Below are 12,483 nucleotides of genomic sequence, written 5' to 3' on the forward strand. Positions count from 1 at the left end.
CGGCCTCACAGTCGCTTGACTCCCTTGATCCGTCCGGTGCGTGCCGCGCGGCCGCGGGCGGTCCTGGCGCGCAGTCCGGCGCGCTGGCCGCCGATCCGCAGTCCGGTGCCGGAGGCCAGCCAGCCCGCGGCGACGTCGCCGCCGCCGGACGAGTCGGCGAGCGGGTCGTTCACCGTGCGTCTGGCGATCGCCATGACCAGGGGCACGACGAACGGCGCGAGGAGCAGGTCGTAGACGGCGGCGGTGAACACCAGGCTGCCGAGGCCCACATGACGGGCCGCCGTGTCCCCGACGAGCGCGCCGACGAGCGCGTACAGCAGGGTCGAGCCGATCGCCGCGGCGACGACCCCGATCATCGGGACGGCCGCCGACTTGAGCGGCCCGCTCTCCGGCTTGACGAGTCCGGCGAGGTAGCCGATGACGCAGAGGACCAGTGCGTAGCGGCCGGCGGCGTGGTCGGCGGGCGGTACCAGGTCGGCGAGGAGTCCCGCGCCGAAGCCGATGAGGGCCCCGCTGACATGCCCGTACACGAAGGCGAGAGCGAGGACGACGAGGAGCAGCAGGTCGGGCACGGCGCCGGGGAGCTGGAGCCGGGCGAGGACGGAGACCTGGACGACGAGGGCGACGACGACCAGGACGACGGAGAGCAGAGTCCGGTTCAAGCGCATGGGATCAGCTCTACCTCTGCTCGTCTACCGCGGTGTCGGCGTTCGGTGTGGCACCCGGACTGCTGTCGGGGTCCGGCGATCCGCTCGCATCCGGGCTCTCGTGGATGTTCCCGACGACGTTGCCCTCGGTGTCGACGATGTCGCCGTTGGGCGAGATCGTCACGGTGACGGTCGGGGTGGGCTTGGGCTTGGCGGGCTTGGCGGGCGCCTTCGGCAGGACCATGTCGCGGGGGTCCTCGCGCGGGGCCTGCACGACGATGCCGACGATGTCGAGCTTGGTGAACCCGGCGTACGGGCGGACGTAGACGGTACGGGTCAGGCCGCCGCCGGACGGGTCGACGCGGACGACCTCGCCCACCGGGACGCCGGGTACGAACGGCTTGTCCTTGCTGGAGCCGAAGGTGACCAGGCGGTCGCCCTTCTTCACCTTGGCCTTGCCGTTGAGGAACTGGACCGACAGCGGCTGGGTGCCCTGGCCGGTGGCGAAGCCCAGTTCGTCGGTCTTCTCCATGCGGGTGCCGACGGTGAAGTCGGGGTCGTTGGCCAGGAGCACCGTGGCGGTGTCCGGGCCGACGGTGGTGACCCTGCCGACCAGTCCGTCACCGTTGATGACGGTCATGTCGCGCTTGACGCCGTCGTTTGAGCCCGCGTCGATGGTGATCGTCCAGGAGAAGCCCTGGGCCGCTCCTATGGCGATGACCTCGGCGCCCTTGATGCCGTACTGTCCGGCGGCCGACTTCTTCAGCATCTCGTCCAGCTCGCGGACCCGGTTGCGGTTTCGGTCGTCGCTGCCGAGCTTCGCCTTGAGCGCGGCGTTCTGTTGCTCCAGCTCGGCGATCCGGTTGTGCCGTGTGCCGGAGTCGCGTACCGCTCCTATGGCGTTGCCCACCGGGTCGACGGCCGCCGCGACGCCGTTCTCAACGGGTCCGAAGACCGTGGCGGCGGCCCGCCGGGCGCCGTCCACCGGTGACTCCTCGCCACCGCGGATGTCCACCGTGATCAGTGCGAACGCGATGGCGATCAGCAGCACCAGGAGCAGCCGGCTCTCTCGTGTGTCCCTCACGTGCGGCGGCCGTGCCTTCCTCGTCGGAATGTTCGTGCCTGTATATCAACGATCGGCCGTACGGACCGGCAGTGGTCCGCACAGCAGACCGCTGTGTTGTTCGTCCGCGGGCCGGGCCCGCCGTCTACCGGCGCGGCTGGGCGTCCAGCACCTGCTGGAGTGCCTCGAACTCCTCGACGCACTTGCCGGATCCGAGCGCCACCGAGTCCAGCGGGTCCTCGGCGATATGGATCGGCATGCCGGTCTCGCGGCGCAACCGCTCGTCCAGTCCGCGCAGCAGCGCGCCGCCGCCGGTGAGGACGATACCGCGGTCCATGACGTCGCCGGAGAGCTCCGGCGGGCACTTGTCGAGCGTGGTCTTCACGGCGTCAACAATCGCGTTGACCGGCTCCTCGATGGCCTTGCGGACCTCGGCGGCCGAGATGACCACGGTCTTGGGCAGGCCGGAGACCAGGTCGCGGCCGCGGATCTCGGTGTGCTCGTCCTTCTCCAGGTCGTACGCCGAACCGATGGTGATCTTGATCTGTTCGGCGCTGCGCTCGCCGAGGAGGAGCGAGTACTCCTTCTTGATGTGCTGGATGATCGCGTTGTCCAGCTCGTCACCGGCGGTCCGGATCGACTGGGCGGTGACGATTCCGCCGAGCGAGATGACCGCGACCTCGGTGGTGCCGCCGCCGATGTCGACGACCATGTTGCCGGTGGCCTCGTGGACCGGCAGCCCGGAGCCGATGGCGGCCGCCATGGGCTCCTCGATGATGTGCACCTGGCGCGCGCCGGCCTGCGTCGACGCCTCGATGACGGCGCGTCGCTCGACCCCGGTGATGCCGGAGGGCACGCAGACGACGACGCGCGGGCGGGCCAGGTAGCGGCGCTTGTGGATCTTCAGGATGAAGTAGCGGAGCATCCGCTCGGTGATCTCGAAGTCGGCGATCACGCCGTCCTTCAGGGGCCGCACGGCAACGATGTTGCCCGGTGTACGCCCAATCATCTTCTTGGCCTCGGAGCCGACCGCCAGGATGCCGCCGGTGTTGGTGTTGATGGCCACGACGGACGGCTCGTTCAGAACGATGCCGCGCCCCCTGACGTACACCAGCGTGTTGGCAGTCCCGAGGTCGATAGCCATGTCACGGCCGATGAACGACATTGAGTTCCCCTTGTTCCCCATGAGGATGCGTCGGGCCTTCCGGAAAAGCGATGATGGCTTGTTCTGGTCGGCGAGGTGAGCGCTGTAGGCGTGGAAGATTCCATCGTAGTGCCGTGTGAACGGACACGACGCGAGGGTCCTTCGCCTTTGTGGGCGGAACGGGTGGCCGTTCCACTCATGGTGACGTTTCGTCGGAGTGATGCGTTCCCGTGATCCGCAACCCTAAGCCGAAGGGCGACCGAATTAATTCGGTCGCCCCGGGCCACGAGCGCTGTTCGGCTGATTCGGGGTCAGACGAGTCCCGGGAAGAAAAGCTTCAGTTCTCGCTCCGCGGACTCCTCGGAGTCCGAGGCGTGGATGAGATTCTCCCGGGTGATCGTGCCGAAGTCACCGCGGATGGAACCGGGCGCGGCGGCGATCGGGTCGGTGGGGCCGGCCATCGTACGGATGCCCTCGATGACCCGCTCGCCCTCGGCGACCAGCGCCACGATCGGGCCGGACTGCATGAACTCGACGAGCGGCTCGTAGAACGGGCGGCCGACGTGCTCGGCGTAGTGCTGCTCCAGCGTGGCGCGGTCGAGGGTGCGCAGCTCCAGCGCGGTGATCCGCCAGCCGGCCTTGCGCTCGATCCGCCCGACGATCTCGCCGACCAGTCCGCGCCGGACCGCGTCGGGCTTGAGCAGGACGAGGGTGCGCTGGGTCATGGTGTGCGGCTCCTTGCAGGCATGCGGGTGCGGTGAAGCGAGATTACAGGGGTACGGGAACGGGCCCGCGGCCGGGTTTGGCCCCGGGGCACGGGATCAGCCACCAGCCGCGGCCTCGGCCGCCTCCTCCGCGGCCGCCCAGCGCGCCTTCGCCTCGTCGATCTTGCGGCCGTAGTGCACCGAGGCCCACCACAGACCCCCGAAGATCAGACCGAGGACAAACATCATCGGGACGACGAAGCCGCTCAGCACCAGGGCAATCTGCAGCGCCCAGCCGAGCTGTATTCCACCGGGGCGGCTGATCATTCCGCAGAGCAGTACGGAGAGCAGCATGCCAATGCCGCACACCGTCCAGACCGTGGTGTTCGAGAGGTCGTCGGACTTCATCGCGACGAGCCCGGCGAATCCGATCACGAAGAATTCACCGATCAGCGTCGATGCACAGAGCGTACGCATATCGGTCAGTGCCTTCCCAGGAGCAGCCGGGCCTCGCCGACCGTGATCACGGAACCGGTCACCAGGACGCCGGCGCCCGCGTACTCGTCCTCCTCCTCGGCGAGGGTGATCGCCGCCTCCAGCGCGTCGTCGAGGCGCGGCTCGACCTGGACGCGGTCCTGGCCGAAGACCTCGACCGCGACGGCGGCCAGTTCGTCGGCGTCCATCGCGCGGCCGCTGGAGTTCTGGGTGACGACGACCTCGGCGAAGATCGGCTCGAAGGCTTCGAGAAGCCCCCTGACGTCCTTGTCGCCGCTGGCGCCGACCACACCGATCAGCCGGGAGAAGCCGAACGCCTCGGAGAGCCCGTCTGCGGTGGCGCGGGCGCCCGCCGGGTTGTGGGCCGCGTCCAGGACGACGGTCGGGCTGGAGCGGACGACTTCGAGGCGGCCCGGCGAGAGAACCGAGGCGAAGGCCCGGCGGACCGTGTCGATGTCGAGTGCGCCGGGCTGCTCGGCACCGATCCCGAAGAACGCCTCCACGGCACAGAGCGCCACCGCGGCGTTGTGCGCCTGGTGGGCGCCGTACAGCGGGAGGAAGACCTCGTCGTACTCGCCGCCGAGGCCGCGCAGCGTCAGCAGCTGGCCGCCGACGGCGATCTCACGGGAGAGGACACCGAACTCCATGCCTTCCCGGGCGACCGTGGCGTCCACCTCGACGGCCTTCTTCAGCATGACCTGCGCGGCGTCGACGGGCTGCTGGGCGAGGACGACCGTGGCGCCCTGCTTGATGATCCCGGCCTTCTCACCGGCGATCTCGGCCGGCGTGGTCCCGAGCCGGTCGGTGTGGTCCAGCGAGATGGGGGTGACGACGGCGACCGAGGAGTCGATGACGTTCGTCGCGTCCCAGCTGCCGCCCATGCCGACCTCCACGACGGCGACGTCGACCGGCGCGTCGGCGAAGGCCGCGTACGCCATGCCGGTCAGCACCTCGAAGAAGGAGAGCCGGTACGGCTGCTGGGCGTCGACCATCTCCACGTACGGCTTGATGTCCCGGTATGCCTCGATGAACCGCTCGGGGTCCATCGGGGCGCCGTCCAGGCTGATCCGCTCGGTGATCGACTGGACGTGCGGCGAGGTGTAGCGGCCGGTACGCAGATCGAAGGCGCCGAGCAGGGCCTCGATCATGCGGGCCGTGCTCGTCTTGCCGTTGGTCCCGGTGATGTGGATCGAGGGGTACGCGCGCTGCGGTTCGCCGAGCACGTCCATCAGCGCGGCGATGCGCGTGACGGAAGGCTCCAGCTTGGTCTCACCCCAGCGTCCGGCGAGTTCCTGCTCCACGGCGCGCAGCGCCTTGTCCACCTCGGGGTCGGCGGGGCGGGCGGGGACGTCCTGGCCCGGTGGCGGCCCCGAGTGGGTACGCAGCGTACGGCTCCCGGCCTCGATCACCGCCAGGTCGGGATCGCGCTGGGTCGCTTCGTCGACGATCTCCGCGAAGGCGTCGTCGGGATCGGAGGCGTCGTGCCGGTCGGAAGGGCGGGGCTCACTCACGGGGCCAGTCTACGGATGGGCACGGACATCGTGCGCGGCGCCCGGTGACGCCGGAGTCCTGACCGTGCGCGGAGACGGGCGAAGCCCCCCGTACTCCCGGCAGCGCGGGGTACGGGGGGCTTCGCCGTCGGCGGGTGATCAGCCCTGTGGCAGGTTCGCCAGCTGGCTGGTGATCCGCTCGATGTCCGCCTCGGCCTTGGCGAGCCGGCCGCGGATCTTGTCGACCACGTTGTCCGGGGCCTTGCCGAGGAACGCCTCGTTGGAGAGCTTGCCGTTGGCCTGGGCCTTCTCCTTCTCGGCGGCGCCCAGGTCCTTCGTCAGGCGCTTGCGCTCGGCCTCGACATCGATCGTGCCGGACAGGTCGAGGGCGACCGTGGCCCCGGCGACCGGCAGCGACGCGGTGGCGTGGAAGCCCTCCCCGGCCGGCTGCAGGCGCAGCACCTGCCGGATGGCGGCCTCGTGCGGGGCGAGCGCGGTGCCGGTCAGGGTGAGCTCGGCCGGGACCTTCTGGCCGGGCTGCAGGCCCTGGTCGGAACGGAACCGTCGGACCTCGGTGACGACCTGCTGGACGAGTGCGATCTCCCGCTCCGCGGCGTCGTCGCGGAAGCCGCCCGGGACGCCGGCCCCAGGAACGGACACAGCGGCCGGCCAGTCGGCGATGACGACGGACTCCTTGCCGGTCAGCGTGGTCCAGAGGGTCTCGGTGACGAACGGGACCACCGGGTGGAGCAGTCGCAGCATCACGTCGAGGACCTCGCCGAGGACCCGGCCGGAGACCTTGGCCTGCTCGCCGCCCGCGAAGAACGTCGTCTTGGACAGCTCGACGTACCAGTCGAAGACCTCGTCCCACGCGAAGTGGTAGAGCGCCTCGCTGAGCTTGGCGAACTGGAAGTCGTCGTAGAACGCGTCGACTTCGGCGACCGTCTTGTTGAGCCGCGACAGGATCCACCGGTCGGTCACCGACAGCTGGTCGGCGGGCGGCAGTTCGCCCTCGACCGTCGCGCCGTTCATCAGCGCGAAGCGCGTGGCGTTCCAGATCTTGTTGGCGAAGTTGCGGGAGCCCTGGACCCAGTCCTCACCGATCGGCACGTCGACACCCGGGTTGGCACCGCGCGCCAGGGTGAAGCGCAGCGCGTCGGAGCCGTACTTGTCCATCCAGTCGAGCGGGTTGACGACATTGCCGAAGGACTTCGACATCTTCTTGCCGAACTCGTCGCGGACCATGCCGTGCAGGACGACGGTCTCGAACGGCGGGACGCCGTCGTTGACGTACAGGCCGAACATCATCATCCGGGCGACCCAGAAGAAGAGGATGTCGTAGCCGGTGACCAGGACGGAGTTCGGATAGAACTTCGCGAGGCTGTCGGTCCGCTCCGGCCAGCCGAGCGTGGAGAACGGCCACAGGCCGGAGGAGAACCAGGTGTCCAGGACGTCGTGGTCCTGGGTCCAGCCCTCGCCGGTGGGGGCCTCGTCGTCCGGTCCGACGCAGACGACCTCGCCGTTCGGGCCGTACCAGACGGGGATGCGGTGGCCCCACCAGAGCTGGCGCGAGATCGTCCAGTCGTGGAGGTTGTCGACCCAGTCGAAGTAGCGCTTCTCCATCTCCTGCGGGTGGATCTTGACCTTGCCGTCGCGGACGGCGTCGCCGGCCGCCTTGGCGAGCGGGCCGACCTTGACCCACCACTGGAGCGACAGGCGCGGCTCGACGGTGGTCTTGCAGCGCGAGCAGTGGCCGACGGAGTGGAGGTACGGACGCTTCTCGGCGACGATCCGGCCCTCGGCGCGCAGCGCACCGACGATCGCGGACCGGGCCTCCAGGCGGTCGAGTCCCTCGAACGGGCCGGGGACGGTGATGACGGCGCGCTCGTCCATGACCGTGAGGAACGGCAGGTCGTGGCGCTTGCCGATCTCGAAGTCGTTCGGGTCGTGGGCGGGCGTGACCTTCACGGCGCCGGTGCCGAACGCCGGGTCGACGTGGTGGTCGGCGACGACGGGGATCGTGCGGTCGGTCAGCGGCAGCTTGATCTGCTTGCCGACCAGGTGCTTGTAGCGCTCGTCGCCGGGGTGGACGGCGACCGCGGTGTCACCGAGCATCGTCTCGGCGCGGGTGGTGGCGACGACGATGGTGTCGTCGCCCTCCCCGTACGTCATGGAGACGAGCTCGCCGTCGTCGTCCTGGTACTCGACCTCGATGTCCGAGATCGCGGTCAGACAGCGCGGGCACCAGTTGATGATGCGCTCGGCGCGGTAGATCAGCCCGTCGTCATACATCTTCTTGAAGACGGTCTGGACGGCGGTGGACAGGCCCTCGTCCATGGTGAAGCGTTCACGGGCCCAGTCGACGCCCTCGCCGAGCCGGCGCATCTGGCCGGAGATCTGGCCGCCGGACTCGTTCTTCCACTTCCAGACGCGCTCGACGAACGCCTCACGCCCCAGGTCGTGGCGGGACTTGCCCTCCTTGCCGAGCTCGCGCTCGACGACGTTCTGGGTGGCGATGCCGGCGTGGTCCATGCCCGGCTGGTACAGCGCCTCGAAGCCCTGCATGCGCTTGCGGCGGACGAGGGCGTCGATCAGCGTGTGCTCGAAGGCATGCCCCAGGTGCAGGCTGCCCGTGACGTTGGGCGGCGGGATGACGATGGAGTACGGCGGCTTCTCGCTGTGCTCGTCGGCCTCGAAGTAACCACGTTCTACCCAGCGCTCATACAGCTTCCCCTCTACCTCGGCCGGTGCGTACTGGGTCGGCAGTTCGGGGTTGCTGGCTGGCGTCTGCTGAGTGTTCTCGGTCACGGGGGACAGTTTAGGGCCGTCACAGTCGTGCGCTGAAACGGGATTGTTCAGTAACGGTGTGCCTCCCAGTACTCCCTGCGAGTGAACCTTCCGTCAGGATGTTCGGAACACATAAGCATTCCGATGAGCACTTCCGAACAGGGGACACCGCAGATGAGCTACAACCAGCCCGGTCCGTACGGCCAGCAGCCGGGTCCGTACGGCCAGCAGCCGCCGCAGGGGCAGCCCGGATACGGGTACCCGCAGCAGCCGCCCCAGCCGGGCTACGGCTACCCGCAGGCCCAGCAGCCGGGTCCCTACGGCCAGCAACCGCCCGCGCCCCCGTACGGAGGCCCGCAGTACGGCGGCCAGCCCCCGTTCCCCCCGGCCCAGCCGAAGAAGAAGACCGGCCTGATCGTCGGCGGCGTGATCGTGGCCATGGCGGTCATCGCGGGCGGGGTGTACTTCCTGACGTCGGGCGGGGGCAGTTCGGTCGCCGACGACGGCAAGACGTACAAGCTGACGACGCCGGAGACGGTGCTCAACGGTGCGTACAAGAAGAGCCCCGGCCAGGGGGACGGGAACAAGATGACGGCGAAGGACGTCAAGGAGGCCGAGGGCTGGGGGGTTCGCAACGCCAAGAACGCCGGTGCCAGTTACACCTCCGGCGAGGCGGCCACCGAGAAAATGCTGTCGTTCAACGGCGTCTACGGTGACATCGAGGACCCCGAGAAGGTCGTCGACGCCATGTTCGCCAAGATGAAGTCCGAGGCTGCGAAGGCCCCGGACCCCGAGGACAGGACCAAGAGCGAGTTCGTCGGCAGCCCGAAGGCCTTCACCCCGGCCGGGTTCGAGAACGGTGTCCTGAAGTGCCAGGAAGCGAAAGTCACGGACATCAGCAGCACCGGGGGCGGTAAGGAAACCACCATGCCCTTCTGCATCTGGGGCGACCACAGCACCGTGGTGTACGTCATGGACCTGGACATGGCGGGCATGATGACCGGCAAGAGCGTCTCCCTGGACGACGCAGCCAACGATGCGGCCAAACTCCGCAATGACGTCCGCGTCGAGGTCAAGTAGCGCACGCGGAACGGCAGAAGGGGCGCCCCGCCAGTCCAACTGGCCGGGCGCCCCTTCCGTTTGCATTCACATGCCGCTGCCGCTACGCCGACTTCTCGTGCCGCCCGTCGTCGCCCTTGCCGATCGTGCGCGGCTCGCGCGGGACCAGGGTCGGGTTCACGTTGTCGCGGACGACGTCCGCCGTGATGACGACGCGGGCGACGTCCTTGCGGGACGGCACCTCGTACATCACGGACTGGAGGACCTCCTCCATGATGGCCCGCAGGCCACGCGCCCCGGTGCCGCGCAGGATCGCCTGGTCGGCGATGGCCTCCAGGGCCGGGCGGTCGAAGTCCAGCTCGACACCGTCGAGTTCGAACAGGCGTTGATACTGCTTCACCAGCGCGTTGCGCGGCTCGACGAGGATCTGCAGCAGCGCCTCGCGGTCCAGGTTGTGGACCGAGGTGAGGACGGGCAGCCGGCCGATGAACTCCGGGATCATCCCGAACTTCACCAGGTCCTCCGGCATGACCTCCTGGAACTGGTCGCTCGCCTCGATCTCGCGCTTGGAACGGATCGTCGCGCCGAAGCCGATGCCCTTGGCACCCGCCCGCGACTCGATGATCCTCTCCAGACCGGAGAAGGCGCCGCCCACGATGAACAGCACGTTCGTCGTGTCGATCTGGATGAATTCCTGGTGCGGGTGCTTCCGGCCGCCCTGCGGAGGTACGGAGGCGGTGGTGCCCTCCAGGATCTTCAGCAGGGCCTGCTGGACGCCCTCGCCGGAGACATCGCGGGTGATCGACGGGTTCTCGCTCTTGCGGGCGACCTTGTCGATCTCGTCGATGTAGATGATCCCGGTCTCGGCCTTCTTGACGTCGTAGTCCGCGGCCTGGATCAGCTTCAGCAGGATGTTCTCGACGTCCTCGCCGACATAGCCGGCCTCCGTCAGCGCCGTCGCGTCGGCGATGGCGAACGGGACGTTGAGCATCCGGGCCAGGGTCTGTGCGAGCAGCGTCTTGCCGGAACCCGTGGGCCCCAGCAGCAGGATGTTGGACTTGGCCAGTTCGATGGCGTCGTCGCGGCCCTGCGCACCGCCGTTCTCGCCCGCCTGGACCCGCTTGTAGTGGTTGTACACAGCGACCGAGAGGGCCTTCTTCGCGGGCTCCTGCCCGACGACGTACCCCTCGAGGAACTCGTAGATCTCGCGCGGCTTGGGGAGTTCCTCCCACCGCACCTCGGAGGTCTCCGCGAGCTCCTCCTCGATGATCTCGTTGCAGAGATCGATGCACTCGTCGCAGATGTACACACCGGGTCCCGCGATGAGCTTCTTCACCTGCTTCTGGCTCTTTCCGCAGAACGAGCACTTGAGCAGGTCGCCGCCATCACCGATGCGTGCCACGAGGTGCTTCCCCTTCGCCTGGGAGCAGCTTGGTTCAGCGGCTCCTGGTGCCTCTATCCGACGGTACCTTGCCTTGCCCCCCGTTCGGGCCCCCCTTGGCACGGTTCACACGGCCGAGACCGGACGAACCCGGCGTGCCAAGGGGTGAAGGCCGACGTCAGACGGCCGTGGCCGCCTGCTTGCGGGTCGACACGATCTGGTCGACGAGACCGTAGGCGAGGGCGTCCTCGGCGGTCAGGATCTTGTCGCGCTCGATGTCGTCGCGGATCTTCTCCAGCGGCGTGGTGGAGTGCTTGGCCAGCATCTCCTCCAGCTGGGTACGCATCCGCAGGATCTCGTTGGCCGCGATCTCCAGGTCGGAGAGCTGCTCACGGCCGGTCTGCGAAGACGGCTGGTGGATCAGCACACGGGCGTTGGGCAGCGCCATCCGCTTGCCGGGCGTACCCGCGGCGAGCAGCACGGCGGCGGCGGAGGCCGCCTGGCCCATGCAGACCGTCTGGATGTCCGGCTTCACGAACTGCATCGTGTCGTAGATCGCGGTGAGCGCGGTGAACGAGCCGCCGGGGCTGTTGATGTAGATCGAGATGTCCCGGTCCGGGTCCATCGACTCCAGGCACAGCAGCTGCGCCATGACGTCGTTGGCGGAGGCGTCGTCGATCTGCACACCGAGGAAGATCACGCGCTCCTCGAAGAGCTTCGCGTACGGGTCGTACTCGCGCACGCCCTGCGAGGTGCGCTCCACGAAGCGCGGCACGATGTAGCGGTTGTCCACCTGCGGGCCGGTGTAGAGGCCGCTCGCGGAGGCGCCGGGGAAGTTGTTCATGTGGGTGTTCACCATCCTGGTGGCGTTCTGTGGCTGGGTGTCTCGGCGTACGAGAGGTGCGCGGGGCGATGGAGCCGGATCCGGTGGGTGCCGGATCAGGCGCCGGTGCCGCCGCCGCCCGGAACGCCCGATGCGATCGTGATGATCTCGTCGATGAGGCCGTACTCCTTGGCCTCCTCCGCGGTGTACCAGCGGTCGCGGTCGCCGTCGCGGATGATCGTCTCGACGGTCTGGCCGGAGTGGCGGGCGGTGATCTCCGCCATCCGCTGCTTGGTACGCAGCAGGTACTGGGCCTGGATCTTGATGTCCGAGGCCGTACCGCCGATACCGGCCGAACCCTGGTGCATGAGGATGTCGGTGTTCGGGAGCGCGAAGCGCTTGCCCGCGGTGCCGCCGGTGAGCAGGAACTGGCCCATCGACGCCGCCATGCCCATGCCGATGGTGACCACGTCGTTCGGGATGTACTGCATGGTGTCGTAGACCGCCATGCCGGCCGTCACCGAGCCGCCGGGGCTGTTGATGTAGAGGTAGATGTCCTTCTCGGGCTCCGCGGCGAGAAGAAGCAGCTGCGCGGTGATCTTGTTGGCGATCTCGTCGTCGACCTGCTGGCCGAGGAAGATGATGCGCTCGCCGAGCAGCCGGCTGTAGACCTGGTCACCGAGGCCTCCACCGAGGGACGGCTCTCCGGCGGCGTAGGGCATCAGATTCGTCACGTATCCACCTGCTCGTCTCTGACGGCTCCGGCCGTCTCAGCGTCTTCGTACCGGTGGGCGGGGGCTCCCCTGCCCTTCCTATTCATGGACCCTAACGCGCAGGTGGGACAACGCCATCCCGCTTCCGCAACTGTTCGCTGGGAGCGCAAGGTCCGC

Annotated in this window: 11 protein-coding genes; 1 reads left to right on the top strand and 10 read right to left on the bottom strand. The window is 68.5% G+C overall.

What is annotated here, in order from left to right; translation table 11 throughout:
- Positions 1-5: 5 nt before the first annotated feature.
- The 7 genes from mreD to ACF08M_RS00640 all read right to left on the bottom strand — a co-directional run bounded on the left by mreD (position 6) and on the right by ACF08M_RS00640 (position 8,351).
- Positions 6-668 (bottom strand): rod shape-determining protein MreD, encoded by a 663-nt coding sequence (gene mreD, locus ACF08M_RS00610; RefSeq protein ID WP_392183051.1) that lies wholly within the window; start codon positions 666-668, stop codon positions 6-8.
- 10 nt (positions 669-678) lie between these two features.
- A complete protein-coding gene (gene mreC / locus ACF08M_RS00615) occupies positions 679-1,731 on the bottom strand; it encodes a rod shape-determining protein MreC (protein ID WP_392183052.1) in 1,053 nt (350 codons plus the stop codon).
- 124 nt (positions 1,732-1,855) lie between these two features.
- A complete protein-coding gene (locus ACF08M_RS00620) occupies positions 1,856-2,875 on the bottom strand; it encodes a rod shape-determining protein (RefSeq protein ID WP_392183053.1) in 1,020 nt (339 codons plus the stop codon).
- Between the two features lie 290 nt (positions 2,876-3,165).
- Complete coding sequence (ndk, locus tag ACF08M_RS00625) at positions 3,166-3,579, bottom strand: nucleoside-diphosphate kinase (protein ID WP_392183054.1); 414 nt, start codon at positions 3,577-3,579, stop codon at positions 3,166-3,168.
- Between the two features lie 96 nt (positions 3,580-3,675).
- Positions 3,676-4,035 carry a DUF4233 domain-containing protein gene (locus tag ACF08M_RS00630; protein WP_392183055.1) on the bottom strand — a complete coding sequence of 120 codons (360 nt, stop codon included), beginning with the start codon at positions 4,033-4,035 and terminating at the stop codon, positions 3,676-3,678.
- Between the two features lie 5 nt (positions 4,036-4,040).
- Positions 4,041-5,564, bottom strand: a complete 1,524-nt coding sequence (locus ACF08M_RS00635; protein WP_392183056.1) for a bifunctional folylpolyglutamate synthase/dihydrofolate synthase — start codon at positions 5,562-5,564, stop codon at positions 4,041-4,043.
- 138 nt (positions 5,565-5,702) lie between these two features.
- Positions 5,703-8,351 (bottom strand): valine--tRNA ligase, encoded by a 2,649-nt coding sequence (locus ACF08M_RS00640; protein ID WP_392183057.1) that lies wholly within the window; start codon positions 8,349-8,351, stop codon positions 5,703-5,705.
- 123 nt (positions 8,352-8,474) lie between these two features.
- On the opposite strand from ACF08M_RS00640, the gene ACF08M_RS00645 reads away from it, so the two are divergent.
- Positions 8,475-9,410: a hypothetical protein gene (locus ACF08M_RS00645; protein WP_392183058.1), complete on the top strand. Its 936-nt coding sequence runs from the start codon at positions 8,475-8,477 to the stop codon at positions 9,408-9,410.
- Between the two features lie 82 nt (positions 9,411-9,492).
- Here the strand turns inward: ACF08M_RS00645 and clpX are convergent, their stop codons facing one another.
- The 3 genes from clpX to ACF08M_RS00660 all read right to left on the bottom strand — a co-directional run bounded on the left by clpX (position 9,493) and on the right by ACF08M_RS00660 (position 12,315).
- Positions 9,493-10,791, bottom strand: a complete 1,299-nt coding sequence (clpX, locus tag ACF08M_RS00650; RefSeq protein ID WP_392183059.1) for an ATP-dependent Clp protease ATP-binding subunit ClpX — start codon at positions 10,789-10,791, stop codon at positions 9,493-9,495.
- Between the two features lie 157 nt (positions 10,792-10,948).
- Positions 10,949-11,629, bottom strand: coding sequence for an ATP-dependent Clp protease proteolytic subunit (locus ACF08M_RS00655; protein WP_351078414.1), 681 nt, complete (start codon positions 11,627-11,629; stop codon positions 10,949-10,951).
- 80 nt (positions 11,630-11,709) lie between these two features.
- Positions 11,710-12,315 carry an ATP-dependent Clp protease proteolytic subunit gene (locus ACF08M_RS00660; protein WP_177328013.1) on the bottom strand — a complete coding sequence of 202 codons (606 nt, stop codon included), beginning with the start codon at positions 12,313-12,315 and terminating at the stop codon, positions 11,710-11,712.
- Positions 12,316-12,483: the final 168 nt, after the last annotated feature.

The organism is Streptomyces sp. NPDC015032 (genome assembly GCF_043080425.1).
Lineage (GTDB): Bacteria > Actinomycetota > Actinomycetes > Streptomycetales > Streptomycetaceae > Streptomyces.